General features: G+C 65.6%; 22 protein-coding genes. 9 read left to right on the forward strand and 13 right to left on the reverse strand.

The features are described 5' to 3' along the window. The first annotated feature begins 72 nt into the window (after window positions 1-72). Window positions 73-1,617: a histidine ammonia-lyase gene (hutH, locus tag ABZ720_RS09525; protein WP_438264089.1), complete on the forward strand. Its 1,545-nt coding sequence runs from the start codon at window positions 73-75 to the stop codon at window positions 1,615-1,617. Window positions 1,618-1,656: 39 nt separating this feature from the next. Here the strand turns inward: hutH and ABZ720_RS09530 are convergent, their stop codons facing one another. The 4 genes from ABZ720_RS09530 to ABZ720_RS09545 form a co-directional block, all read right to left on the reverse strand. Further along, the gene (locus tag ABZ720_RS09530; protein WP_366555288.1) at window positions 1,657-2,301 is read right to left on the reverse strand and encodes a class II aldolase/adducin family protein; all 645 of its coding nucleotides are present in this window, start codon (window positions 2,299-2,301) and stop codon (window positions 1,657-1,659) included. Between the two features lie 141 nt (window positions 2,302-2,442). Beyond that, the gene (locus ABZ720_RS09535; RefSeq protein WP_366555289.1) at window positions 2,443-5,175 is read right to left on the reverse strand and encodes a S8 family peptidase; all 2,733 of its coding nucleotides are present in this window, start codon (window positions 5,173-5,175) and stop codon (window positions 2,443-2,445) included. A gap of 162 nt (window positions 5,176-5,337) precedes the next feature. Further along, a complete protein-coding gene (locus ABZ720_RS09540) occupies window positions 5,338-6,054 on the reverse strand; it encodes a response regulator (RefSeq protein WP_366555290.1) in 717 nt (238 codons plus the stop codon). Then, a complete protein-coding gene (locus ABZ720_RS09545; protein ID WP_366555291.1) occupies window positions 6,051-7,352 on the reverse strand; it encodes a GAF domain-containing sensor histidine kinase in 1,302 nt (433 codons plus the stop codon). Before ABZ720_RS09545 ends, ABZ720_RS09540 begins: the two co-directional genes overlap by 4 nt. Window positions 7,353-7,624: 272 nt before the next feature. Here ABZ720_RS09545 and ABZ720_RS09550 point away from each other — a divergent pair, with 272 nt between their 5' ends. From ABZ720_RS09550 to ABZ720_RS09570, 5 genes are all read left to right on the forward strand, one after another. Next, a complete protein-coding gene (locus ABZ720_RS09550; protein ID WP_366555292.1) occupies window positions 7,625-8,641 on the forward strand; it encodes an ABC transporter substrate-binding protein in 1,017 nt (338 codons plus the stop codon). A 73-nt stretch (window positions 8,642-8,714) separates the two neighbouring features. After that, on the forward strand, window positions 8,715-10,178 hold the full coding sequence (locus ABZ720_RS09555; protein WP_366555293.1) for a sugar ABC transporter ATP-binding protein: 1,464 nt from the start codon (window positions 8,715-8,717) through the stop codon (window positions 10,176-10,178). Next, complete coding sequence (locus tag ABZ720_RS09560; RefSeq protein ID WP_366555294.1) at window positions 10,175-11,122, forward strand: ABC transporter permease; 948 nt, start codon at window positions 10,175-10,177, stop codon at window positions 11,120-11,122. Before ABZ720_RS09555 ends, ABZ720_RS09560 begins: the two co-directional genes overlap by 4 nt. After that, window positions 11,119-12,069, forward strand: a complete 951-nt coding sequence (locus tag ABZ720_RS09565; protein WP_366555295.1) for an ABC transporter permease — start codon at window positions 11,119-11,121, stop codon at window positions 12,067-12,069. Before ABZ720_RS09560 ends, ABZ720_RS09565 begins: the two co-directional genes overlap by 4 nt. 27 nt (window positions 12,070-12,096) lie before the next feature. Beyond that, window positions 12,097-13,011, forward strand: a complete 915-nt coding sequence (locus tag ABZ720_RS09570) for an SMP-30/gluconolactonase/LRE family protein (RefSeq protein WP_366555296.1) — start codon at window positions 12,097-12,099, stop codon at window positions 13,009-13,011. Between the two features lie 75 nt (window positions 13,012-13,086). On the opposite strand, the gene ABZ720_RS09575 is transcribed toward ABZ720_RS09570, so the two are convergent. The 6 genes from ABZ720_RS09575 to ABZ720_RS09600 form a co-directional block, all read right to left on the reverse strand. Then, a complete protein-coding gene (locus tag ABZ720_RS09575; protein ID WP_366555297.1) occupies window positions 13,087-13,296 on the reverse strand; it encodes a cold-shock protein in 210 nt (69 codons plus the stop codon). Window positions 13,297-13,509: 213 nt separating this feature from the next. Beyond that, entirely contained in the window at window positions 13,510-14,646 is a 1,137-nt protein-coding gene (locus tag ABZ720_RS09580) for an acyl-CoA dehydrogenase family protein (protein ID WP_366555298.1), read from the reverse strand. Window positions 14,647-14,671: 25 nt separating this feature from the next. Then, window positions 14,672-15,352 (reverse strand): SDR family oxidoreductase, encoded by a 681-nt coding sequence (locus ABZ720_RS09585; protein WP_366555299.1) that lies wholly within the window; start codon window positions 15,350-15,352, stop codon window positions 14,672-14,674. Window positions 15,353-15,428: 76 nt separating this feature from the next. Then, complete coding sequence (gene ltnD / locus ABZ720_RS09590) at window positions 15,429-16,331, reverse strand: L-threonate dehydrogenase (protein ID WP_366555300.1); 903 nt, start codon at window positions 16,329-16,331, stop codon at window positions 15,429-15,431. A 69-nt stretch (window positions 16,332-16,400) separates the two neighbouring features. After that, complete coding sequence (locus ABZ720_RS09595; RefSeq protein ID WP_366555301.1) at window positions 16,401-17,573, reverse strand: isovaleryl-CoA dehydrogenase; 1,173 nt, start codon at window positions 17,571-17,573, stop codon at window positions 16,401-16,403. A 31-nt stretch (window positions 17,574-17,604) separates the two neighbouring features. Next, window positions 17,605-18,066, reverse strand: a complete 462-nt coding sequence (locus ABZ720_RS09600; protein WP_366555302.1) for a PaaI family thioesterase — start codon at window positions 18,064-18,066, stop codon at window positions 17,605-17,607. A 174-nt stretch (window positions 18,067-18,240) separates the two neighbouring features. On the opposite strand from ABZ720_RS09600, the gene ABZ720_RS09605 reads away from it, so the two are divergent. Genes ABZ720_RS09605 through ABZ720_RS09615 form a run of 3 tightly spaced genes read left to right on the forward strand, consistent with a single transcriptional unit; the run spans window position 18,241 to window position 19,940 of the window. Then, window positions 18,241-18,828, forward strand: coding sequence for a YqaA family protein (locus tag ABZ720_RS09605; protein WP_366555303.1), 588 nt, complete (start codon window positions 18,241-18,243; stop codon window positions 18,826-18,828). A 30-nt stretch (window positions 18,829-18,858) separates the two neighbouring features. Further along, complete coding sequence (locus ABZ720_RS09610; protein WP_366555304.1) at window positions 18,859-19,353, forward strand: disulfide bond formation protein B; 495 nt, start codon at window positions 18,859-18,861, stop codon at window positions 19,351-19,353. After that, a complete protein-coding gene (locus tag ABZ720_RS09615) occupies window positions 19,350-19,940 on the forward strand; it encodes a demethoxyubiquinone hydroxylase family protein (RefSeq protein ID WP_366555305.1) in 591 nt (196 codons plus the stop codon). Before ABZ720_RS09610 ends, ABZ720_RS09615 begins: the two co-directional genes overlap by 4 nt. Window positions 19,941-19,949: 9 nt before the next feature. Here ABZ720_RS09615 and ABZ720_RS09620 read toward each other — a convergent pair whose 3' ends face one another. The 3 genes from ABZ720_RS09620 to ABZ720_RS09630 all read right to left on the reverse strand — a co-directional run bounded on the left by ABZ720_RS09620 (window position 19,950) and on the right by ABZ720_RS09630 (window position 22,040). Continuing rightward, the gene (locus tag ABZ720_RS09620; RefSeq protein ID WP_366555306.1) at window positions 19,950-20,507 is read right to left on the reverse strand and encodes an HNH endonuclease; all 558 of its coding nucleotides are present in this window, start codon (window positions 20,505-20,507) and stop codon (window positions 19,950-19,952) included. A 129-nt stretch (window positions 20,508-20,636) separates the two neighbouring features. Continuing rightward, window positions 20,637-21,302 (reverse strand): alpha/beta hydrolase, encoded by a 666-nt coding sequence (locus ABZ720_RS09625; protein WP_366555307.1) that lies wholly within the window; start codon window positions 21,300-21,302, stop codon window positions 20,637-20,639. 78 nt (window positions 21,303-21,380) lie between these two features. Then, the gene (locus tag ABZ720_RS09630) at window positions 21,381-22,040 is read right to left on the reverse strand and encodes a DNA-3-methyladenine glycosylase family protein (protein ID WP_366555308.1); all 660 of its coding nucleotides are present in this window, start codon (window positions 22,038-22,040) and stop codon (window positions 21,381-21,383) included. Window positions 22,041-22,068: the final 28 nt, after the last annotated feature.

Here is a 22,068-nt window from a genome sequence, read left to right on the forward strand (position 1 = left end):
ATGGCTCTTCCACCCTGCGAGCAGCGGTGTTACAGCTTGTATAGACAAGTTGCGATGGAGGCCCGCACCGTGATCGATGAGACATTCCTGCTGCGTCCCGGCACGCTCTCCATGGCAGACCTCCATGCCTTCTGGCGCCGTTCGCGTCCGGTTGAGCTGGACACGGCGGCACGCCCCGGCATCGCAGCTGCGGCGGAAACGGTGGCACAGATCGTCGCCGAGGGGCGCCGCGTCTACGGCATCTCGACCGGGTTCGGCAGCCTGGCCCGCGAATCCATTCCCCGCGAACAGGTGGCGGAGTTGCAGCGCCGCCTCGTGCGCTCGCATCAGGCCGGTGTCGGCGACCCGCTGCCGGAGCGTGTGGTGCGCCTCATTCTGCTCCTGAAGCTGGGTTCCCTGGGCCGCGGCCACTCCGGCGTACGCCTGGAGACCGTGGACCGGCTGCTCGCGCTGCTGAACGCTGACGCCCTGCCGGTGATCCCGGCTCAGGGTTCCGTAGGCGCCTCCGGCGACCTCGCTCCCCTGGCGGCCCTGGCGGCCCCCTTGATGGGTGAAGGCGAACTGCTGCTGTACGGCCGGCGTCTGCCAGCGGCAGAGGCCTTGGCGGAACTCAGTCTCGAGCCGCTTGAGCTTGCCGCCAAGGAAGGGCTTGCCCTGCTCAATGGCAGCCAGGTCTCCTGCGCGCTCGCACTGGACGGCCTTTTCCGCGGGCTCGACGTCTTCGCCGCAGCGATCGTCGGCGGTGCCATGACCACCGATGCCGCCCTTGGCAGCGACGCCCCCTTCGATGCGCGCATCCATGCCATCCGCGGCCATCCGGGTCAGATCGCCGTGGCGGGCTGGCTGCGCGAACTGCTCACCGGCAGCGCGATCCGCGGCTCGCACCTTGAGTGCGACCGGGTGCAGGATCCCTACTCCCTGCGCTGCCAGCCCCAGGTCATGGGCGCGGCCTGGGACCTCCTGGGCCAGGCGGCCGCCATGCTGTCACGCGAGGCCAATGCCGTATCGGACAACCCGCTGGTCTTTCCCGATAGCGGCGAGATTCTCTCCGGCGGCAACTTCCACGCGGAGCCAGTGGCCATGGCCGCCGACATCATCGCCATCGCGCTGGCGGAAACAGTGTCGCTCGCGGAACGGCGCATTGCCCTGCTGACCGACGCCAATTTCAGCAACCTACCGCCCTTCCTGGTGGCGGAACCCGGCCTCAACTCCGGCTTCATGATCGCGCAGGTGACGGCCGCTGCGCTGGCCAGCGAGGTGAAGCTGCGTGCGCACCCGGCAAGCATCGACAGCCTGCCCACCTCGGCCAATCAGGAGGACCACGTCTCCATGGCCACCCACGGCGCACGCCGCCTCGGCCCACTGTCTCAGGACGCCGGGCGCGTGCTTGCCGTGGAACTTCTCTCCGCCGCCCAGGGCCTCGACCTGCGCGCGCCCCTGACCACATCCCCACGCCTGGATGAGGCCCACGCACTGATCCGCGAGCAGGTCCCCATGCTCCGCGAAGACCGCCCCCTCACGCCGGACATCGAAGCGGTGTGGGCCCTGGTCGAAGGGGGCCGCTTCTTCGAACTGTTGTGGCAGAGCGAAACGGCTGATCCTTTTGTCGCGCACTGACCGAACTGCACACTCAGCGAAGAGCGCAATTCATCTGAGTCAGGACGACTCTCGCGGGCCGTAGGACTTGAAGCGCTCCATCACCCTCTCGATCTCCGCGTCGGGAAGGATCGTTGGGCCGCCGATTTGCAGGGTGCCGACATACTGCCGCGCCAGCAGTTCCACCTCGCCGGCGAGCCAGAGCGCCCGCTCCAGGCTCGGGCCGAGCGCGATCATGCCGTGGTTGGCGAGCAGACAGGCCAGGCGTCCGTCGAGGGCCGCGAGGGCGTGCTGCGACAGGGTTTCGGTGCCGAAGGTGGCGTAGGGCGCGCAGCGGATGGTGGGCGCGCCGGCGGCGGCGATCATGTAGTGGATGGCGGGGATATCGCGCCCCTGGATTGCCAGCATGGTGGCATAGGGCGAATGGGTGTGAACCACCGCGTTGACCTCGGGACGCGCGCGCAGAATGTCGCGATGAAAGCGCCACTCGCTGGACGGGGGGTGACGGCCCTCGTGGCTGCCGTCGAAGCGCAGGAACACCATGTCCTCCGGCTGCAGGCGCTCATAGGGCAGACCGCTGGGTGTGATCAAAAGGCCCTCGCCCCAGCGCAGCGAGACATTGCCGGAGGTTCCCTGGTTGAGACCGCTGACGTTCATGTCGAGGCAAGCGTCGATCAGGGCCTGACGCTGGTCGCGCTCTTCCATTGTTGCTCTTCCAGGCAGTGGCAGGCCACGGCAAGCAGGGCGGCAGGTACAAGACCGGCTTGCACCTACCGCCCTTTTACCGTGCTTGGGCTACAGGCTACTCGAAAACAGCCGTCGCCTGAAGTCACCCACGACCCGACCTCAGAAGGAAAAGGACAGGGTCGCCAAGCCGATGGTGTCCGCAGAGCGGCCGGCCACGTGGCCCGGCTGTAGACGGTGCATCGCACCAACCGATGCCCGAGCGCCCTCGAATGGCGTGAATCCGTAGGCCGCCTGCAGGTTGATCTCTCGCCCGCTCGGCTGCGGATTCAGGCGCAGTCGCCGATAGCCGATACTCCCGTCCATATTGCGACTGCTCGGGACGTTGAGATCCACACGTCCGCTTTCCACGCGCAGCGGCTGGGACACGGCAATGCTGAAGGCATCGTCATCGGCGAAGAGTTCCCGCTGCGACAGTCCGACGCCGAAGGAACTGGTGATGATCCCGCTACCGCCTTCGACCATGCCGTCCTGGGTGAAGGAGGTCTGGCCCAGGGACCCGCTGAAGGTCAGCTTGGCCGTGCGTGTGATATCGAAGCTGGCGCCAAGATTGGCGAAGAGGGTGTCCGAGCGGGTCTTCTCACCGAAGGCGCCCTTCGAGACCGTGCCCAGCAGGGAGCCCTTCTCCGATAGCGCGCCCAAGGCAATCGACACGGACCCGCTGTCGGTGAAGCTGGTTTTGAACTCACCGATTGCGCCGGTAACGCTTGGCGGTGATTCATAGACGGAAACCCGATCATTATCGATCTCGCCGGTGAAGACGCCCAGGCGGAAGGCCGATTCCCGGCCGACCGCAAAGCCCACGGTGGAACCATAGCCCGACTGCATCAAGCCCAGGTGGGGCTGATCGAAAGCTTCGCCCTCCACCATGGGCACGCCGGCGAAGCCCTCTTCGCGCAGGCCGAAGCTGCGCCCGACGTGGGGATTGAGCGAGAATTCGATCTCGCTGCTGCCACTGGAGAAGCCAAAGGACATGCGCGAATAGGGGCTCGAACCTAAGCCCGGGTCCGATGCATTCAAGCGCGTGGCCGAGGTAATGGAGAAGGGACCCTGCTCGATCGTGCGAACCGAGCGCTCCTCCACGCCACCGAAGAGCTTCAGGCGATGCAGGGCATCACGGGCCGTCTCCTTCGGCTTGCCGGTGGTCAGCTGATCCATGTCGAACTCGAAGCCACGATTGTAAGCATCGAGCCCCAGCACGGCCTCGTCCTGCAGCGCCAGCGCAATGCCATCGCCAAACGCCGGCGAGGCATGCAGCGCCGTGGCATCGAGGCTGATGCTGCCGCCATTGATGCTGTTCGAAGTCGGCACCGCGACCTCGCCCAGAGGCTGGGTCGCCCGCTCCAGGTTCAGCAGGCCATGGCCGTAGAGCGCCGGATCGCCAAGATCCGTGGCAGACTCAAAGAGTATCTCGAGTATCTCCGGCGCCTCGAGGTAGGGAAAAGCCTGCTTGAGGATGGCCACTGCCCCGGACACGTAGGGCGAGGCCATGGAAGTGCCACTCATGTTGCCGTAGGTCGCTTCGCCCGGCACATCGCTCGGGATTGTGGAGTAAATATTGCTGCCCGGCGCCACGAGACACCATTCCGCAGCCTGGCCGCAGGCGTTCGAGTAGCTTGCAAGCACGATGTCTTCGCCCACTTGCTCGGCCGAGCCAACCGCCACCCAATAGCCTTTTAACTCTGGGAAATAGTGAGGCAGAGCCGCAGGGATACTCGGCTCGGTCAGACTTTCATTACCTGTTGCAGATACGGAAATAATACCTGCTTCAACTAACTGATGCGCAACCTCAATTTCATCCGGGATCATCGATTCCCATTCTGATTGCGTATTCAATACATTTATAGAATCTTGCGAATACCCCCAACTGTTATTAACAATATGTGCTCCCTGCTCCAACGCATAACGCCAAGCGGTTGGACCAAGGTCTGCGCCGTTGCCATCTGCGTCGAAGGCGACGATAGGCATTATCCGAGCATCGTATGCGAGACCGTGCATACCCCGCTCATCCCGGTGCGCACCTATGATGCCCGAAACATGGGTTCCGTGCCCGTTCAGATCTTCCACCTCGTCGACATCCGGGAAAGCGTTGTAGGGGGCGACGATCTTCCCTGCAAATTCCGGATGGTTCAGATCCAGCCCTGTATCCACCACCGCAACGACCACACCCTCTCCCGTGAAACCACGGGCGTAGGCGGAAGATGCGTGCACGAGCGCATGCCCCCCATAGCCGCCATCGGCCGCATCATATTCGGGCGTTTCATAATAGGCTGGCGGATCGGGAGTCGGTTCCGGCGGCTCGACGGGTTCTTCGGGCTCTCCCGGTTCTTCAGGTTCCTCTGGCTCTTCAGGTTCCTCCGGTTCCTCTGGCTCGTCCTGATCGTCATCGTTGTCGTCCGATCCGCCGCTCGAACCACCGCCACCACCGGCGATGGCAAGCGCACCGACGCCGGCAGCTACGGCCAGCCCTCCGGCGACGAGCGCTGTGCTGGACACCGCGCCAGCGCCGCCTGCCAGAGCGCCTGGCCCCGCCACGTCCACGGCGATCTGATCGATGGTTGCTTCGAGATAGGGGCGCAGTTCCTTCGCGCGCGCTGCAATGTCCGCTACCGCCTCCGGCGACTGGCGCATTTCCTGTTCCATCAAGGCCAGGAAGTCATCGTCAACCAGCGTATAGGCTTCGTCGATCAGATAGCCATTTGCGGCATACTGCAGTCCCGGCCCATAGACTGCATCTTGCGCTTGTGCCTGCTGACCAAACAGACCTTCTCCCGTGCCACAGAGACACAATGCCACGGCCGCCGTGTATAACAGCGCGCGCTTTCCGGACCCCATCCTTCATCCCCCCACTGGATAAACTACCTTAGTGCGATGTACCCTCTAAGTGTCCCGCACATTACACAAAGTTGCTGTAATATGGCAATCTGCACCCATAGAGAATTTTTTGACTGCCACCAACTGTGAAGCGGGCTTTCTCGGTTCACCGGTCCCTGCTTTCTACCCCCGCCCGAGCCACTCCTGCAGTTCGCTCTCCGCCTTCTCCAGGGCGCTGTAGTTCAGCAGCTTGCGCAGCATGGCCACCGTAACGGCGCGGCTGCGGAGGTTGAAGCGGCCCTCTTCCTGGCCGGGGAGGTGATAGACCTCCAGCTTGTCATAGAGCTGCTGCAGGCGGTTCTGTACGCTGCGCAGGGAGAGGTGCCGCCGGCGCGCGATCGCCCGGTCGGTAAGGCCGAGCGCGATGTCCACCAGGATCTCGTACTCCGCATCGGTGAAACCACGCGCCTGCCCCAGGCTTTTCTGCTGCATGCCCCGCACTTCACGGTCGATCACGCACTGGCTCTCGATAAAGATGGAGCGCAGTGCCAGCTTGAGCCGCTCGTCCGAGGCAGACTTCAGCACGTAGCCGTAGGCGGCACCGTCCGGCACGATGCGCGAGACGCCGCGGACATAGGCCTCGTCCGAGTAGTTGGACCAGAAGAGGATGCGGGTCTCGGGCCGCTCCTTCCAGATCGTGCGCGCCGCCTCGATGCCGTTGCGCACCACCATCTGCAGGTCGAGGACGATGTTCTCGAAGCCGTACTGGCGCGCCAGTTCTTCGCCCTGGGTTCCGTGCTCCGCTTCCGTTACGCTTTCGCATTCAGGGAGTGCCGCCCTCACCGCTTCGTTCAGATAGGCCCGGTGCAGGGGGTCGTCCTCGACGATGAGAATCTTCACGATGCTGCGCCTCCTCCCGCTGCCGCCGGCGGTGGCAGCACCACACGCACCTGAGTGCCCTGTCCCTGGGGGCCGGAGGACAGGGAAAAGCGCGCCGAGATCAGCCGGGCCCGCGTCATCATGTTGTCGATGCCGCCACCTTGGCGGCGCTGCTGAGCCCCGGCCCCCTCGCCGTTGTCCAGAATGTCCAGCGTCAGTCCTTCCGAGCGCAGCGAGAGATGCACGCGGATATGGGCTGGTCCGGCGTGGCGCACGGCATTGTTGATCGCCTCCTGCGCGATGCGAAAGAGCGCGATTCCGACCGAGGGATCCAGGCTGTCGCAGGCGCCGTCCGTTTCGTCCGTCACCTCCCAGGTGACAGAGAGCCCGCTGTCCCGCACCGAGCGCTCCAGATGGTTCTCCACCGCCTGCGCCAGACCGAAAAGCTGGAGCACCGAAGGCCGCGCCTGCTCGATGATGTTGCGCAGATCCTGCATGCAGTCCTGCAGGCTGCGGCTGAGCGGCTCCAGCGCTTCGGCGGTGATATCACCCGTGCGCGACAGGCTTTCGACCCGCCGGGTGAGGCGCGTCAGATCGGCCAGGGTCTGGTCGTGCAGGTCCATGCCGATACGCTGGCGCTCCTGCTCCAGGGCTTCGGTCAACTTGAGCGCGCCCAGGCGCAAGCCTTCTTCACGCGCGCGCACCTCGGCTTCGACGATGGCGGAGCGTTGCGCACGCTCGGCCGCCTGCAATGCGAAGAAATAGGGTGAAAGCAGATCGGCCACGGCACGGGCGTAGGCCACCTCCTCCATGCCGTAGAGATTGCCTTCGCGCGACGAGCAGGATAGGGCGCCGATGATCTCGCCCTGCACCTTCATCGGCACATGGACCCGGCTGCGCAGCGATTGCTCAAGAATCGGGCGGGTCAGCGCGCCGGGAAAATGAAAGCGCGGGTCCTGGCAGGCATCGTCGGTCAGCAGGTGCTCGACTTCGCCCCACAGCAAGGAGCGGATCGGACTGTGCGCCACAGGCTCGGCCTGCATCTCGCTCCAGAGGGTGCGGATCCCCGTTTCATAGGCGGTGTGGCACGCGCCCTCCGGGGTCATGAGGCAGACATCCAGGTGGTCGTGCGGCAGGATATGCGCGACCTCGGCAGAGACGGTGTGGATGGCAGAGCCCAGATCCAGCTGCCCGGCCAGCAGGCGGGAGATTTCGAGGTAGTGGTCGATCAAGGCCGACGGCGCCACCCGCGACCTGCGGTGCGCCGCACTCTCCTGGTTCCGTCCGACACCGGCCGAGCGCCGGGCAAGCGCGTTCATCGCAAAGCTTCCTCTCCCGCGAATGCCAGAGACCGACAGTAAGCGCTGCCGCCCGCCGGTCCGTCTTGCGTGATCCCGCAAGGATTGCGCCAAAAGGCGCAGCGTCTTTGCCGTTATGCGCCTGTACAGGCCCGATAGCCTATTCCATCCTGCCTGCCAATGAGGGGACGGGCTGCAATCGCAGACGCCGGCGCCCTCGCCTGCCCCTTGGCGCCGCGACAACAAGGCTCGCGCACACGTCAGGTGGGCCACCCAGGGAGGAAAAGCGAGAGATGAAGAGACACAGTTTGCTGCTGGCCGGCGCAGCCGGTTTGTGCCTGGCCATGCCCCTGTCTGCCCAGGCTGACACGTCCGACAAGAGCATCGCGCTGTCAAACAACTACGCCGGCAACTCCTGGCGCCAGGCCATGCTGACCAGCTGGGAAACGGTGACCGGGCCGGCTGTCGAGGATGGCGTTGTCGCCGCTGCCGATGCCTTCACCACGGCTGAGAACCAGGTGACCGAGCAGGCGGCACAGATTCAGAACCTGATCCTGCAGGGCTACGACGCCATTGTGATCAATGCCGCCTCGCCCACCGGCCTCAACGGCGCGGTACGGGAAGCCTGCGATGCCGGGATCGTCGTCGTGTCCTTCGATGGTGTCGTCACCGAGCCCTGCGCCTGGCGGATCGCGGTCGATTTCCACCAGATGGGATCCGATCAGGTCGCCTATCTGGCGGAACGGCTGCCCGATGGTGGCAACCTTTTGGAAATCCGCGGCCTGGCTGGCGTTTTCGTGGACGACGAGATCTCCGCCGGCATTCACGCCGGCGTGGAGGAGCACCCGCAGTTCGAGATCGCCGGCTCGGTGCATGGCGACTGGGCCCAAGACGTGGCGCAGCGCGCGGTTGCCGGCATTCTGCCCAGCCTGCCCGAGATCGTCGGCGTGGTGACCCAGGGCGGTGACGGCTACGGCGCCGCACAGGCCTTCGCCGCCACCGACCGTGAGATGCCGATTATTGTCATGGGCAACCGGCACGACGAGTTGACCTGGTGGAAGGAGCAGAAGGACGCCAACGGCTACGAGACCATGTCGGTTTCCATTGCTCCGGGCGTGTCCACCCTGGCCTTCTGGGTGGCCCAGCAGGTGCTCGACGGCGCCGAGGTGCCGAAGGACCTGACCGTGCCCTTCCTGCGCATCGATCAGGACAACCTCGAGGAAAACCTGGCCAACACCCAGGAAGGCGGCGTAGCAAACGTCGAGTATACCCTCGAAGACGCTCAGGACGTGATCGCCGAAGCCCAGTAACGCATCGGCGCATTGCTTGCGCCCGCACGGCCTGCCACGGGCCGTGCGGGCCTTTCGCACGACAAGGCAGCGCATGACCCCGGACACAGCCCCGCCCCTGATCGAAGTGGAGCAGGCTCGCCTGCGCTTCGGCGCCGTGAAAGCGCTGGATGGCGCCACCCTGCACATCCGTCCCGGCGAATGCGTGGGGCTTGTCGGACACAACGGCGCCGGCAAGTCCACCATCGTCAACGTGATCAACGGTGCGCTCACACCCGATGAGGGCACGCTGCGGGCGGATGGCGCGCCGGTGGAGCGCTACGGCATCAAGGCCGCCCACGCACTCGGCGTGCGCTGCGTCTTTCAGGAGCTCTCGCTCTGCCCCAATCTCACGGTCATCGAGAACACGCGGATCGTCCACCGCGAGCTCGGGAGCGGTCGCGGGCTTGGTTGGCGCGGCACGGCGCGGCGCATCATCGAGCGAAGCCTCGATGGGATCTTTCCGGGCCATGGCATCGACAGCCGCGCCGCGGTCGGCAGCCTCTCGATCGCCCAGCGCCAGATGGCGGAAATCGCCATGGCCTTCTCCGACGCCGGCGCGCCGCCGCGGCTGGTCATCCTGGACGAGCCCACCTCTTCCCTCGATGCCACCCTGGCCGGGCAGTTGCTGGCGCAGGTGCGCCGCTTCGTGGACGCCGGCGGCTCGGTCATTTTCATATCCCATATCCTGCACGAGATTCTCTCCACCTCCGACCGCGTGGTGGTGATGAAGGACGGCCACGTCGTCGCCGAGCGACCGGCCGGGGGTTTCACCGCCGACAGCCTGTTCGAGGCCATGGGCAGTGTCGCGAAGCCCGAAAATGCCGCCCAGGCCAGGCGCGACCTCTCCTCGGCCCCGGTGATGCTTGAGCAGCGCGGGCGCGGCCTGCCGTTCCGCGCCCATCGCGGTGAACTGGTCGGGCTGACCGGGCTCAGCGGCCATGGCCAGACCGAGATGCTGCTGGAACTCTACCGGCAGCGCAGTGGTGACTGGCTGCCGTTGCGCGACCCGGCCGTTGCCTTCGTTGCCGGCGACCGGCGGGTGAACGGCATCTTCCACCTCTGGAGCATCCTGGAGAATTTCGCCGTCGCCTCGCTGGGCGATCTGACCCGCCGCGGCCTGGTGAACGACTCTGCGGTGGCTGACAAGGGCGACGGCTGGAAGCGGCGCATCGAGATCCGCACCCAGGACATGAACAACCCCATCCTCTCGCTCTCCGGCGGCAATCAGCAGAAGGTGCTCTTCGCCCGCGCCCTTGCCACCCGGGCGCCGGTCGTCCTGATGGACGATCCCATGCGCGGCGTGGACGTCGGCACCAAGCGCGAGGTCTATCAGATCCTGCGCGAGGAGGCCGCCGGCGAGCGGACCTTCGTCTGGTACTCCACGGAAACCGAAGAGGTCTGCCTCTGCGATCGAGTCTACGTCTTCCGGGAGGGGGAGATCGTCGCCGAGCTGGTGGGCGAGGAGATCAACGAGGCCAACATTCTTGCCGCCTCATTCCAGGGAGAGGCGGCATGAGCCTGAGACCCTCCGTCGACGCAATGCGCCTTGTGGTGCCCACGTTGGCGCTGACCGCCCTGCTGGCTGCTGTGTTCTGGCTGCAGCCGCGGGCCATGAGCTACATGGGCCTGAACCTGCTGTTCAATCTGGCCGTGCCCATCGCGCTGGCGACCCTGGCCCAGATGTTCATCCTGGCTGTGAACAATCTTGACCTGTCCATCGGCGCCTTCGTCAGCTTCGCTGCCTGCGTCAGCGCCACCTTCCTGCAAAGCACGCCCCTGCTCGGGGTGCTCATCCTGCTCGCAGCCATTGCGGCCTATGCGGCCATCGGTGCGGTGATCCACTTGCGTAACCTGCCCTCCATCGTGGTGACGCTCGGCATGAGCTTCGTGTGGACCGGCCTGGCCGTGCTGCTGCTGCCGGCCCCGGGTGGATCGCCGCCGGACTGGGCACGCTCGCTGATGACCACCAAGCCGCCCCTGGTGCCCATGGCCATCGTTGCCAGCGTGATCATCGCGCTGATCGCGCACCTGATCGTCACCCGCTCGTCGCTGGGCGTGCTGATCCGCGGTGTCGGTGGCAATGAGCGCTCGGTGGAGCGCGCCGGCTGGTCGGTACTCTGGGCCAAGACGGCGGCCTATGCCCTGGCCGGGACCTTCGCCGTCGCGGCGGGCATCGCCCTGGTGGGCCTGACGACCTCCGCCGACGCCAACATAGCGCTGCGCTACACGCTGCTGTCCATCGCCGGGGTCATTCTCGGCGGCGGCGAGTTCGTGGGCGGGCGTGTCTCCCCGGTCGGGGCGGTTATCGGCGCCCTGACGCTCACGCTTGCCGCATCCTTTCTCTCTTTCATGCGGATCTCGCCCGATTGGCAGATCGGCGCCCAAGGCGCCATCCTCATCATCGTGCTGGCGCTCAGGCTGTTCCTCAACCGCCTGGAACGCCGGGAGGGTCGGGCATGACGCGCGCCGCGAAACTGCTGCAGAAGCCTTGGATCTGGGCCTTCGTGGCCGCGCTGCTGGTCTGGATCCTCACCGTTTCCGTCACCGGCGGCACCAGCGCGCGTGGCCTCACCCATGCCGCCTTCACCTTCGCCTCCTTTGCGGTAATCGTCGGCACCGGTCAGATGCTGGTGATCACGCTCGGGCCCGGCAACATCGATCTCTCCGTTCCCGCCACCATGACGCTTGCCGGAACCGTGGCCCTGAAGGTCATGGCGGTCGACAACACCATGATCCTGCCCGGCCTGCTGATCGCCATTGGCATCGGCATCGGGGTGGGCAGCGCGAACTACGCGCTGATTAAGCTGCTGCGCATCCCGCCGATCATTGCGACGCTTTGCATGAGCTTTCTGGTGCAGTCGACGGCGATCTGGACCAATCGCGGCCTGCGCGTGAAGCCGCCGCCGGCATTGGCTGAGTTCGCCACCTCCAGCCCGCTCGGCATTCCGAACGTCGCGCTGGTGGCGCTGCTCATCACCCTGGGCGCCTGGGTGCTGCTCGAACGCAGCCTCTACGGCCGCTGGATCACCGCCATCGGCCAGAGCATGGCGGCGGCGCGCATGGCCGGCATCCCGGTCGACGGCGCGCGCGCGCTCACCTACGTGATCTGCGCCGTGCTGGCGTCGGTCGCCGGCTATCTCCTCGCCAGTTTCTCCGGCGGCGCTGCCCTCAACATGGGAGCCGAGTACCTCTTGATGTCGATTGCCGTGGTGGTGATCGGCGGCACCTCGGTGGCCGGTGGCTACTCGAACGTGCCGGGCATCTGGGGCGCCTCGCTCTTCATGTTCCTGGTGGTGTCCATGCTCAACACCTACGGCCTGGGCGCGGGCTTCCGGATGATCATGACCGGCGTGATCATCATCGCCGTCATCCTGCTCGCCAGCCGGCGCCAGGTTTCCTCTCCCTGATCCTTCTCGCAACGGACGCTTTCAGCCATGGCCGACTTTCCTGAATACGAGGTCCACGACCCGCGCTTTCGCTACCTCGTCCTGCCCAATGCGCGCCTGGAGGAGCTCTATCGTGGCTGCCGCTGGGCGGAGGGGCCGGTCTGGTTCAGCGATGCCAACCAGCTGCTGTTCAGCGACATTCCCAATCAGCGGCTGTTGCGCTGGGAACCAGAGGGGGGTGTTTCCGTCTTTCGCCAGCCCTCCAACTTCACCAACGGCAACACCCGCGACCGGCAAGGGCGGCTGGTGTCATGCGAGCACGGCACCCGGCGGGTCACCCGCACCGAGATCGATGGCAGCGTGACCGTGCTTGCCGATTGCCATGACGGTAAGCGGCTCAATTCGCCCAATGACGTGGTGGTGCGTTCCGACGGCTCGATCTGGTTCACCGATCCGACCTACGGCATCCTCTCCGACTACGAGGGCTACAAGGCGGATCCGGAGCAGACGAGCAACAACGTCTACCGCATCGATCCTGACAGCGGTGCCTGCCGCGTTGTGTGCGACGACTTCGGCCAGCCCAACGGCCTCGCCTTCTCGCCCGACGAGCGCATTCTCTACGTGGCCGATTCAGCCGCCAGTCACGACGAACAGGCGCCGCGGCACATCCGGGCCTTCGACGTCAACGAGGCTGGCACGCTGAGCAATGGGCGGGCTTTTGCGGAAATCGATGCCGGCATACCCGACGGCTTTCGCCTGGATACCCAGGGCAATCTCTGGTCCAGCGCCCGGGACGGCATCCACTGCTTCGCTCCGGACGGCACATTGCTGGGCAAGATCCTGGTGCCCCAGTTGGTGGCGAACCTCACCTTCGGCGGTCCGCGGCGCAACCGCCTCTTCATCACCGCCACGGAGTCGCTCTATTCCGTCTTCGTGGCCGCGACGGGCGCCCAGGCTCCCTGAGCGCGTCCTCTGGCCCGGAATCAGAAAGGGCGTCCGAAACGGACGCCCTTTCCTTGTTACGCCAAGTCAGCCGGTTCAGGCTGCCTTGAGGTTCTCCGCCGAAGACTTACCACGACGCGGATCAACCTGCTCTTCGTAGGAAACCTTCTGACCTTCGGCCAGGCTGTTCATGCCAGCGCGCTCAACGGCGGAAATGTGGACGAAAACGTCCGGTCCGCCGGCGTCCGGCTGAATGAAACCATAACCCTTGGTGCTATTAAACCACTTGACGGTACCAACAGGCATGCCGTCCTCCGTTCATCGAGTTAAACTGCGCCGTAACACCGTTAGCGGCGCATCAGACTGTCTCTGGGAAAAGCGCGATCGAGAACCCAGAGGGTAGAACGGGTCGGCAGATCAGAAGCAGAATGACTAGGCTAAGATAGGCGCTTCAGCCCCCACCGCAAGGGAAATCTTTCGGCCGGCCGGCCAGCTCCCGCAAAAGCCTATTAATACTGGCTATTCCGCGGCGATCTGCCGAGCGATGATCAAGCGCTGGATGTCACTGGTGCCTTCGTAGATCTGGCAGACCCGCACATCGCGATAGATGCGCTCGACGGGGAAGTCCTCCAGATAGCCATAGCCACCGAAAACCTGAATGGCCGCCGAGCAGACCTCCTCGGCAATCTCGGAGGCATGGAGCTTGGCCATGGCGGCTTCGCGCAGACAGGGCTTTCCCGCGTCTCTCAGTGCGGCAGCGTGCAGCGTCATCAGCTCGGCAGCGTGGAGTTTGGTGGCCATGTCGGCGAGTCGGAATCCCACCGCCTGATGCTCGACGATCCGCTTGCCGAAGCTTTCACGCTCCCGCGCATAAGCACAGGCATGCTCGTAGGCAGCGCGCGCCATGCCCACGGACTGGGCGGCGATGCCGATTCGCCCGCCCTCAAGGTTGGCGAGCGCGATGCGGTAGCCCTCGCCCTCCTCGCCCAGCATCAAGTCGGGCGTGAGCTCCAGGTCCTCGAAGACGATCTGGCAGGTGTCGGAGGCGCGCTGGCCCAACTTCTTCTCGACCCCGGCCACTGTCCACCCGGGGCTGTCGGTGGGTACGATGAAGGCGGAGATGCCCTTACGGCCCTTTTCGGGATCGGTCACCGCGAAGACGATGGCCAGCTTGGCGTTGCGGCCGGAGGTGATGAACTGCTTGGTCCCGTTCAGGATCCACTTGTTGCCCTCCCGGCGCGCCCGGGTCTTGATCGCCGCGGCATCCGATCCTGCCTGGGGCTCGGTCAGGCAGAAGGCTGTGAGCGCCTCGCCGCGGGCCATGGGCTTGAGGAAGCGTTCCTTCTGCTCCTCACTGCCGAAGCGCAGCACCGGCAGGCAGCCGACGGAGTTGTGCACGCTCATGATGGTGGAGCAGGAGCCGTCGCCGCCCGCGATCTCCATCAAGGCCGCTGCATAGGACAAGGTGTCCGCGCCGGCGCCGTCCCAGGCTTCGGGCACTGTCATGCCCATGAAGCCCAGCGCCGCCATCTCCTGCAGCGCCTCGGCCGGAAAGCGGCTTTCGCGATCCCACTCGGCGGCGAAGGGTGCCAGGCGATCGCGGGCGAAGGTCCGAGCCGTTTCCCGGATCATTGCCTGTTCTTCGCTCAACAGCATGGCGGCCCTCCCTGCCTGCGCCCCCTCACCAGGGGATGACGCTCCCATCATGGTCGAAAAACCCGCCGCTGTCTGCGGGCTGCAGGCGCTCGAACAGGCTCCGCAGGTCCGCAGCCGAGCTGTCGGCTGTCAGGGGTGCCGACGCCCCGCCCATGTCCGTGCTGACCCAGCCGGGATGCACCGAGACCACCGTGATCCCCTGCGCGGCAAGATCGACCGCAAGGCTGCGGGTCACCATGTTCAGGGCCGCCTTGCTGCTGCGATAGAGGTAATCATCGCCGCCGCTGTTGCGCGCAATGGAACCCATCACCGAGCTGACGTTGACGATCAGGCGCCGCTCACTCAAAGCAACCAAGGGGGCGAACTGCTCGGTCATGCGCAAGGGGCCCATGACGTTCACAGCCATGACCCGAGCCCAGCTGTCGTAGTCCACCGCGCCCAGGCGCGCACGAGCCCCACGCGAACCGGCGTTGTTGATCAGCAGGTCGACAGGTTGATCGGCCAGGCTGCGGGCCAGGGCGGAAACCTGCAGCGCATCGGTCACCTCCAGCCGATGCAGGGACAGATCGCCCTCCAGAGCGCGCAGCTTCGTCGCCTTCTCGGGATGCCGGCAGCAGGCGTGCACCTGCCAGCCGTCGGCCAGGAAACCGCGCGTCAGAGCAAGGCCAATTCCTCGGTTCGCTCCGGTAACGACAACGCTTGGCAAGAGACCTCCTCGTGCCTGCGGGTGGAACAGGCGGCGAGCCTATCCCCTTAGCTGCCGCCTGTCATGGAGCTCCGGGCTATTTGTCCATGCCGGGCAGCTTGACGCCCGAGAGGCTGGCATAAACGCGGGCCACGGTGGAATCGTCGCACTGTCCGAGCCCGATGCCCGCGGCCGCGAGGTACTGCTGCAGCGCCGCAGCCGAGAGCGGTGCCGGGAAGCGCTGCTCGCGCGCCGTGTCGGTGACGATGCCCAGATCTTTGACGAAGATCTCCACCGCACTGCGCGGATGGGTGTCGCCAGCGATCACGTTGGGCATGCGGTTTTCGAACATGAAGGAGTTCGCCGCCGAGGTGGTAATCACGTCATAGACCTGCTGCAGGTCCAGACCCAGCTTCGCCGCCAGGGACATGGCTTCGGCGGCGGCGCAGAGATTGACGCCGGTCAGCACCTGGTTGACCAACTTCATCGAGGAGCCCTGACCCGATTCCTCCCCGAAGCGGAAGACATTGCCCGCCATCGCCTCCATGGCCGCCTCGCACTTGTCGAAGGCCGCCGGCGAGCCCGAGGCCATGACGGTGATGGTGCCTTCGTCCGCGCGAACATTGCCGCCGCTGATCGGGGAATCGAGGTGCTGCAGGCCCATCTCCGAGAGACGCCGGCCCAACTCGCGCGAGTAGGAGGGAGGCACGGTGCTGCAGACCATGACCGTCGCGCCGGGCGCCAGGCGGGCCGCGCAGTTCTCGGCGCCGAAGAGCAGGTCTTCCACCTGGCCGGCATTGACCACCACAAGGATCAGCAGGTCGGCCCCATCGCAGGCGGCACCAGCCGAGTTGGATACGGGATCACCCAGGGCCTCAAGCCGTTCAGCCACGATATCGACGCCGGTCGTGGGAATGCCGGCCTTGCGCAGACAGCGGGCCATGCCCAGCCCCATTGCGCCCAGTCCAACCAGCACTGCCTTCTCGATCTTCTCCGCCATGCCTTCTTCCTCCTCTGTCCGGTGCTTGTTTTTGTCCGATGAATGATACTTGGCGCATCCTATCGCGCTTTAAGCACTTTCGGCAAAGAGCTCACGCCCGATAAGCCAGCGTCGGATTTCACTGGTGCCGGCACCGATCTCGTAGAGCTTGGCGTCGCGCAGCAAACGGCCGGTGGGATAGTCGTTTATGTATCCGTTGCCGCCGAGGATCTGAATGGCATCAAGCGCCATCTGCGTCGCCTTCTCCGCCGAATAGAGGATGGTGCCGGCCGCGTCCTTGCGCGTGGTCTCGCCGCGGTCGCAGGCCTTGGCCACCGCGTAGACATAGGCCCGGCAGGCATTCATCGTCGTGTACATGTCGGCCAGCTTGCCCTGGACCAGCTGGAACTCGCCGATGGCCTGGCCGAACTGCTTGCGCTCGTGCACGTAGGGCACGACCACATCCATGCAGGCCTGCATGATGCCGACCGGCCCGGCGGCCAGCACGGCGCGTTCATAGTCCAGACCGCTCATCAGCACGTTCACGCCCTTGCCCACGGCGCCCAGCACGTTCTCCTCGGGCACCTCGCAGTCCTGGAACAGCAGTTCACAGGTGGGCGAGCCGCGCATGCCGAGCTTGTCCAGCTTCTGGGCGATGGAGAAGCCCTTGAAGCCCTTCTCCACCAGGAAGGCAGTGATGCCGCGCGGGCCGGCCTCGGGATCGGTCTTGGCATAGACCACCAGGGTCTCTGCTTCGCTGGCGTTGGTGATCCACATCTTGCTGCCGTTCAGGATCCAGCGGTCGCCCTTCTTTTCGGCCCGGGTCTTCATGGAGACCACGTCGGAGCCGGCTCCCGGCTCGCTCATGGCCAGGGAGCCGACGTGCTCGCCGGAGATCAGCTTCGGCAGATAGCGGCGCTTCTGCTCCTCGGTGCCGTTGCGGCGGATCTGGTTGATGCAGAGGTTGGAATGCGCGCCGTAGGACAGACCCACCGAAGCACTGGCCCGGCTGACCTCCTCCATGGCCACCACGTGCTCGAGATAGCCGAGCCCGGAGCCGCCGTAGTCTTCCTCCACGGTGATGCCGTGCAGGCCCAGGTCTCCCATCTTCGGCCAGAGGTGACGCGGAAAGCGGTCCTCGCGGTCGATCTCGGCGGCGAGCGGCGCGATCTCCTCGGCGGCAAAGCCGGTTACGCTTTCGCGCAGCATGTCGGCCGTTTCACCGAGATCGAAGTTGAGGCTTGGCAGACGATTGGGGATCATGCTCGCTCCTTTCGGGCTGGCGCCCTTGCTCTCAACCGGCGCGCTGGATGCCGGGATGGCCTTCGATGCGCATCATGGTCTGCTGCATCTTGGCACAGAGGCTCTCGCGCCCCTGCTTGGAGGCATAGACCTCCACGTCACAGATGGTCAGGCGCCGGCCGGGCTTGATCACACGGCCCAGCGCACGCAAGGCCTCGCCGTCAGCCGGGGCGAGGAAGTTGATCTTGAACTCCACCGTCATCACAGAGGCCTCCGGCGGGTAGAGGCTGTAGGCCGCATAGCCACCGGCAGAATCGGCGATGGTGGAGAGGACACCACCGTGGAAGAAGCCGTGCTGCTGCGCCAGATGCTCCGAAAAGGGCAGCGCGATGGCCACCTCGCCCGGGGCGACCTCCGTCAGGCGCGCGCCCAAGGTGGCCATGATCTGCTGACGGGAAAAGGAGTCGCGTACCCGCTGCTCGAAGTCCTCGTCATACGACGTCCACTGGCTCACGAACGGCCTCCCTTTTTCGTTACCCTGCTTTCGTAGCGCGGCGGGCGCCCAGGGTCATCAACAGACTGCCGACATGCCTTGCCTTCGGAGGGCAGCCCATCGGGTTGCTGGACGCCCTTCGTCGCGACTGTTACTTGAACGCACGCCCTTCGATGCCTTCGGGAACACCGTAATTTGAGCCCGCTTCGCCGCCTCTACGACTGGACGCTCCGCATGTCGGCGCATCGTCATGCGCTGGCCGTGCTTTTCCTCATCGCTGCGATCGAGGCCTCGGTTTTCCCAATTCCTCCGGACGTGCTGATCATTCCGATGATCCTGGCGGCACGCGACAAGGCCTGGCTGATCGCCCTGGTGGCAACCGCCGGCTCGGTGCTCGGCGGCTTCCTCGGCTACGGCATCGGCTGGGGCCTCTTCGAGACGCTGGGCAGGCCGGTGCTCGAGTTCTATGGCTATGCCGGCAAGTTCGCGGATTTCGCCGCGGCCTACAATGAATGGGGCGCCTGGATCGTGGCCGGCGCCGGCTTCACGCCCTTCCCCTACAAGGTCATCACCATCGCCAGCGGCGCCACCAACCTCGACCCCTGGGTCTTCGCGCTGGCATCCCTCGTGTCCCGCGCCGGGCGCTTTTTCCTGGTCGCAGCGCTGCTCTACTGGTTCGGTCCGGCGATCCGCCGCTTCATCGAAGCCTGGCTGCCGCAGTTGACGGCGCTCTTCTTCGTTCTCCTGTTCGGCGGCTTTCTGGCCCTGCGTTATGTCTTTTGAGCGGCCGCGCCAGGGCCTATGTTCTCCCGCATGAAGCCTACGGCCACCCTAACCCGTTTGCTGCCGCTGCTCGTCTTGCTGGGCAGCGGCGGTGCCCTGCTGGGCGCACTCTTCTTCCAGTACGGCATGGACCTGGCACCCTGCGCGCTGTGCCATGACCAGCGCTATGCCCACGTCGGCGCCCTGCTGGCTGCGCTGCTGGCATTGCTCAGCGCCGGACAGCTCAGGCTGCTGCTGACAGGTCTGGCCGGGCTGGCGCTGCTGACAGGGGCTGGCATCGCCGGCTATCATGTGGGCATCGAGCAGGGTTGGTGGCCCGGCCCCGCAGGCTGTTCGGCCCCGGCCTTCGACGGCCTCAGCATCGATGAACTGCGCAGCGCCCTGGAGTCCGCTCCCGTGGTCCGCTGCGACGAGGTGCCCTGGTCCTTCCTGGGAATTTCCATGGCAGGCTACAACTTCCTGCTCTCCCTCGCCCTCGGCCTGCTGGTCCTGGGCGGAGCAGCCCGACGCTGGAGAACGGCATGAGCGAGCCCGACGCCCCAGACACCGCAAAGAGCAAGGCGCCGCGACGCGCCTATCGTCCCGGCGATCTGGAACCGCAAGAGCGGCTGGAACGCCTGCTGCGCGTGGACCATGCCGGCGAGTACGGGGCCAAGCGCATCTATGAGGGTCAGCTTGCGGTCCTGGGCAGCGGCAAGAGCGGGCCGGTGCTGCGCCACATGCACGAGCAGGAAGTGGAGCATCTGCGCACCTTCGAAACCCTGCTGCCCGAACGCCGCGTGCGCCCCACCCTGCTGCAGCCGGTCTGGCACGTGGCCGGCTTCGCGCTCGGTGCCGCCACCGCCATGATGGGCGAGCGGGCTGCCATGGCCTGCACCGTCGCCATCGAGGAGGTGATCGACGAGCACTATGCCGAGCAGGCGCAAGAGCTGGAGAATGCCCCGGAAGAGTCGGAGCTGCGCGAGACCATCGAGCGCTTCCGCGCCGAGGAACTGGAGCACCGCGACATCGGCCTGGAGCACGAAGCCGAGCGGACCCCGGGCTACGAGGTGCTCTCCGGCCTGATCAAGGCAGGCTCGCGCGCGGCGATCTGGCTGAGCAAGCGGGTATAAGCCCCGGACTCAGGCCTCCAGTTCGGAGTCCCAGTAGAGGAAGTCGGACCAGCTTTCGTGCAAAAAGCCCGGCGGAAAGCCGCGGCCGTTCTCCTGCAACCGAAATGTGCTGGGCGGCACCGGTTCGGTCATCAAGGTCATGCCGCATTCGCGCAGCAGTTTGCTGCCCTTTTCCAGATTGCAGTCCTGGCAGGCGGTGACCACGTTCTGCCAAGTGGTGCGCCCACCGCGCGAGCGCGGCAGCACGTGGTCGAAGGTCAGATCTTCGGAGGGATAGTTATCGCCGCAGTACTGGCAGCGAAAACGATCACGCAGAAAGACGTTGAAGCGGGTAAAGGCCGGGCGTCGATCGAGGTGCACATATTCCTTGAGGGAAATGACACTGGGCAGGCGCATGGCGAAGCTGGGCGAGTGCACCTCCCGATCGTACTCGGAGACGATGTTCACCCGCTCGAGGAAGACGGCCTTGATCGCATCCTGCCAGCCCCAGAGCGACAGGGGGAAGTAGCTCAAGGGACGAAAATCCGCATTGAGTACAAGGGCAGGAAAACTTTCGGCCGTGGCCACGCAGATTCCTCCTGCTTCTGCCCGGCCAAAAAATCGCCGGACCTTGTTTTCTTACCCCGCTACTCGATTATCCACAAGATGTTGTGACGCCGGTCACAAAGTCTTCATAGAGCCGCCCAAGCCGCCGCGTCAGCCCTCCCGCAGCACCTTGAGCAGGAAGCGCGCCGCCAACTCCAGCCCCGGCTGATCGATGCCGTGCCCCAGCCCCGGCCGGGCATGGGCTTCCACCGGCACTTCGGCCGCGCGCAAGGCTTGCTCCGCCGCGCCCATGGCGGTGAAGGGCACCACCTCGTCCGCCTCGCCGTGAACCAGCAGCACCGGCGGACGCGCGGCGATCTCGTCTGCCAGGCGCTCGGGCGCTAACAGATGCCCGGAACAGCCCACAATGCCGGCAAGCGGCTTGTCGCGACGCAGGGCGGTGTGCAGCGCCATCATGCAGCCCTGGCTGAAGCCGAAGAGGGCGACCCGGCTTGCGTCCAGCCCGTGGCGCTTGAGCTCCGCATCCAGGAAAACGTCGAGCGCCGCACGCGCACTTTCCGCACCGGCCAGCATGGCCGCGGGAGAGCGATCCTGCAGGCTGAACCACTGCCGACCCATGGGCGCCATGTCACAGGGCTGCGGCGCGTCGGGAGAGACGAAGGCCGTGTCCGGGAAGAGCTGGGCCAGCACCGGCGCCAAGCCGATGAGATCGTTCCCGTCGGCCCCCAGGCCGTGCAGGAAAACCACCAGGCTGTCGGCCTTGCCGCCGCTGGCCGGCTCGTGACGGGGGCCGGTGAGCTCTATCGAAGGGGTCATGAAACATCTCGCTGAAGTGGATCGGATCGGAGGCGGGTCGCACGCTGCGCCTTCGTGTGGCGAAGCCCGCAGCCGGCGTCAAGCCACCCCGGAGCCTTCCGCCCCGGCCGGCAGCATGGCGTAGCGCCGATAGTGCCACAGCATCCTGGCCGCCACAGACCGGAGCGGTTTCCAAGCCTCCGCGCTCGCACGCAGCGCCTTGCCATTAGGACGCTCGTCCAGGCCGCGCAGATTCTGCAGCCCCAGCATCAGGCCCACATCCTCCCCGGGGAAGACATCGGGCCGACCGTGGGAGAAGAGCAGATAGCACTCCGCCGACCAACGCCCGAGGCCCTTGACCTGCACCAAACGATCAACGGCGGTTTCGTCATCCAGGGCATCGAGCTCCGCGAGATCGAGTTCACCACTCTGCAGCAACTCCGCAAGCGAGCGGGCATAGCGCGCCTTCTGGCGCGACAGCCCGGCACCGCGCAGGCTGTCCTCATCGAAGGTGAGCAGGCGTTCCGGCTCCAAAGGCGCTGCCAGCGCCTCGAGACGGCTCCAGATTGCCGCCGCGGAGGCGAGCGAGACCTGCTGCGCCACGATGATGCGCAACAGCGTCTCGAAACCCGGCGGCCGGTAGCGCAGGGGCGGCGAACCCGCCTGCTCCAGCGCGCGGGCAAAGTCGCCGTCCATGGCAGCCAACTGCTCCACGGCCGCGGACAGCGTTTCCTCGGTAATGCGTTCGATCTGTCTCATGCAGGCAGTTTAGACGAAACCACCCGGC

This window comes from Aquibaculum sediminis, assembly GCF_040712085.1.
GTDB classification, from domain to species: Bacteria; Pseudomonadota; Alphaproteobacteria; order Kiloniellales; family DSM-21159; genus Aquibaculum; species Aquibaculum sediminis.

What these genes read in the sequence shown, in the direction of transcription:
- ABZ720_RS09570 (WP_366555296.1), top strand. Translation starts at nt 12,097, where the DNA reads ATGGCCGACTTTCCTGAATACGAGGTCCACGACCCGCGCTTTCGCTAC.
- ABZ720_RS09615 (WP_366555305.1), top strand. Translation starts at nt 19,350, where the DNA reads ATGAGCGAGCCCGACGCCCCAGACACCGCAAAGAGCAAGGCGCCGCGA.
- ABZ720_RS09625 (WP_366555307.1), bottom strand. Translation starts at nt 21,302, where the DNA reads ATGACCCCTTCGATAGAGCTCACCGGCCCCCGTCACGAGCCGGCCAGC.
- ABZ720_RS09580 (WP_366555298.1), bottom strand. Translation starts at nt 14,646, where the DNA reads ATGCTGTTGAGCGAAGAACAGGCAATGATCCGGGAAACGGCTCGGACC.
- ABZ720_RS09630 (WP_366555308.1), bottom strand. Translation starts at nt 22,040, where the DNA reads ATGAGACAGATCGAACGCATTACCGAGGAAACGCTGTCCGCGGCCGTG.
- ltnD (WP_366555300.1), bottom strand. Translation starts at nt 16,331, where the DNA reads ATGGCGGAGAAGATCGAGAAGGCAGTGCTGGTTGGACTGGGCGCAATG.
- ABZ720_RS09545 (WP_366555291.1), bottom strand. Translation starts at nt 7,352, where the DNA reads ATGAACGCGCTTGCCCGGCGCTCGGCCGGTGTCGGACGGAACCAGGAG.
- ABZ720_RS09565 (WP_366555295.1), top strand. Translation starts at nt 11,119, where the DNA reads ATGACGCGCGCCGCGAAACTGCTGCAGAAGCCTTGGATCTGGGCCTTC.
- ABZ720_RS09610 (WP_366555304.1), top strand. Translation starts at nt 18,859, where the DNA reads ATGAAGCCTACGGCCACCCTAACCCGTTTGCTGCCGCTGCTCGTCTTG.
- ABZ720_RS09535 (WP_366555289.1), bottom strand. Translation starts at nt 5,175, where the DNA reads ATGGGGTCCGGAAAGCGCGCGCTGTTATACACGGCGGCCGTGGCATTG.
- ABZ720_RS09560 (WP_366555294.1), top strand. Translation starts at nt 10,175, where the DNA reads ATGAGCCTGAGACCCTCCGTCGACGCAATGCGCCTTGTGGTGCCCACG.
- ABZ720_RS09555 (WP_366555293.1), top strand. Translation starts at nt 8,715, where the DNA reads ATGACCCCGGACACAGCCCCGCCCCTGATCGAAGTGGAGCAGGCTCGC.
- ABZ720_RS09595 (WP_366555301.1), bottom strand. Translation starts at nt 17,573, where the DNA reads ATGATCCCCAATCGTCTGCCAAGCCTCAACTTCGATCTCGGTGAAACG.
- ABZ720_RS09575 (WP_366555297.1), bottom strand. Translation starts at nt 13,296, where the DNA reads ATGCCTGTTGGTACCGTCAAGTGGTTTAATAGCACCAAGGGTTATGGT.
- ABZ720_RS09530 (WP_366555288.1), bottom strand. Translation starts at nt 2,301, where the DNA reads ATGGAAGAGCGCGACCAGCGTCAGGCCCTGATCGACGCTTGCCTCGAC.
- ABZ720_RS09550 (WP_366555292.1), top strand. Translation starts at nt 7,625, where the DNA reads ATGAAGAGACACAGTTTGCTGCTGGCCGGCGCAGCCGGTTTGTGCCTG.